General features: G+C 71.4%; 3 protein-coding genes. All 3 read left to right on the forward strand.

The window, feature by feature from the left end; all coding sequences use genetic code 11:
• Positions 1–111 precede the first annotated feature (111 nt).
• The 3 genes from AB0J52_RS41540 to AB0J52_RS41550 all read left to right on the forward strand — a co-directional run bounded on the left by AB0J52_RS41540 (position 112) and on the right by AB0J52_RS41550 (position 916).
• A complete protein-coding gene (locus AB0J52_RS41540; protein WP_500188783.1) occupies positions 112–318 on the forward strand; it encodes a hypothetical protein in 207 nt (68 codons plus the stop codon).
• 203 nt (positions 319–521) lie between these two features.
• The gene (locus AB0J52_RS41545; protein WP_500188784.1) at positions 522–650 is read left to right on the forward strand and encodes a hypothetical protein; all 129 of its coding nucleotides are present in this window, start codon (positions 522–524) and stop codon (positions 648–650) included.
• The gene (locus AB0J52_RS41550) at positions 647–916 is read left to right on the forward strand and encodes a hypothetical protein (protein ID WP_500188786.1); all 270 of its coding nucleotides are present in this window, start codon (positions 647–649) and stop codon (positions 914–916) included. Before AB0J52_RS41545 ends, AB0J52_RS41550 begins: the two co-directional genes overlap by 4 nt.
• Positions 917–1,183: the final 267 nt, after the last annotated feature.

Genomic DNA, 1,183 nt, shown 5'->3' on the forward strand with positions numbered 1-1,183 from the left:
GCAGCATCACGCCCCGCGCCGGTGCCGTGGGTGGGAAGCTGCCCGGCCGCCATTCCGCCGGCGGCCGGGCAGCAGTTGGGGTGCGTCGTGGCTAGACCATGGCACGAGGACGTGCCAGACCCGGACAAGGTGCCGATCGAGTCCATGTCGCACATGCAGGCGCTGGCCGCGGCGGTCACCGCCTACGACCAGTGGCTGGCCAACCTCCCCAGCCTCTGGCAGCCCGACGGCCGAAACGGCGACCCCGCCGCCGCAGCCACCTGGAACGAGATCTTCGCTCTGGCCATCGAGCGCGCGAGCCGACTCCGCGAGACATAGACCCGTGGTCCCCAGGCTTCATGGGTGCTGCCTTTGGGGGCCACGGACCAGACTGGGCCGTCCCGCGGCTGGGGGCTGAGGGACGGACCGGCTCGCGAGCCGTCCCGGCGCGGGGAAGCGCCGGGACGGCCGTCTACGCGGTGACAGTGACCGACCCTTTCGACGGAGAGACCGCCGATCAGGTTCGCCCTAAGGTGGTGATCATGGGAGAGAAGACCTGCGACGAGCCGCACTGCAAGGGGCAGGGTGGTTGGTGGGTCGCCAAGAACGGCAAGCCGGAGCGCTGGGTGTCGTGCCCGCGTTGTGGCGGCTCGGGGAAGGTTCCCAAGTGAGTGACGATCCGTGGACCGGTCCGCCGTGCCAGGACTGCGAGGGCAAGGGGAGCCGCGTCCTGGTCGGCCGGTCCTGGATCGAGATCCGGTGCGAGACGTGCGGCGGCTCGGGCAGCGCTGGCCCGCGCGACATTCCGCCGATGACCGAGGAGTTCGACGCGGATGAGCACGTGTGCGAGGAGTGCGGCGCGCTCAAGATCCGGCCCGGCGGCGTGTGGCGGTGCCCCAACGGACACTCGCCTCCATTGGTCGGCGAGGGCGAGTAGGACCGCTGTGAGCTGGAAGAGGCCGGACGGTCCAGGCCGGTTTCACCGCGTACCGCACGCTCCGGACCTGCGGGTCCTCCGCGCCACAACCCGAGATCGGGACCGAGACCGGAGCAGACGCGCGAGTCAGGCGGACGGCGACGCGTAGGAGCAGATCGCGTAGACGGTGTTCTCGATCGGGGCGCCGGTGTTGGGGACCGGCGCCCTCTCCCAGCCGAGGACGCCGTCCCGCTACGCGGCGAGGTGCCCCGCGCGAGACGCCTCGCG

Source organism: Spirillospora sp. NPDC049652 (assembly GCF_040675125.1).
In the GTDB taxonomy this organism is placed as follows: Bacteria; Actinomycetota; Actinomycetes; order Streptosporangiales; family Streptosporangiaceae; genus Spirillospora.

Excerpts from the sequence above, each read along its gene's own strand:
- AB0J52_RS41545 (WP_500188784.1), top strand. The coding sequence starts at position 522 with ATGGGAGAGAAGACCTGCGACGAGCCGCACTGCAAGGGGCAGGGTGGT.